Genomic DNA, 250 nt, shown 5'->3' with positions numbered 1-250 from the left:
AACCACTTCAGTGTCTTTTACCGGAACACTCTTCCAGTCGCCTGCTTTATCGAACAGACCAAACTGGTAACTGTAGGTAAAACGGGATTCCTGCGCTTCAAGCTCCATCCACCAGCCCCAGAACTCACGCACTTCCGGTGCAGGTTTCACGTTGACGCATACAGCCAGACAATCGAAAAAGAATCGATTATCTTCGCACTTACCTTCACGAATATACGGGCCTACTGCGGTAAATTTTTTGATCAATCTG

1 protein-coding gene is annotated in these 250 nt (G+C 47.2%); it reads right to left on the bottom strand.

Annotated elements, in window-relative coordinates:
* On the bottom strand, positions 1 to 250 hold a 250-nt coding region (crl, locus tag SB772_RS43950; RefSeq protein WP_410839021.1), incomplete at both ends, for a sigma factor-binding protein Crl.

Source organism: Paraburkholderia sp. SIMBA_030, assembly GCF_046535245.1.
GTDB lineage: Bacteria > Pseudomonadota > Gammaproteobacteria > Burkholderiales > Burkholderiaceae > Paraburkholderia.
The sequence above is the reverse complement of the archived record's forward strand: the minus strand, read 5'-3'. Positions and strand labels throughout refer to the sequence as shown.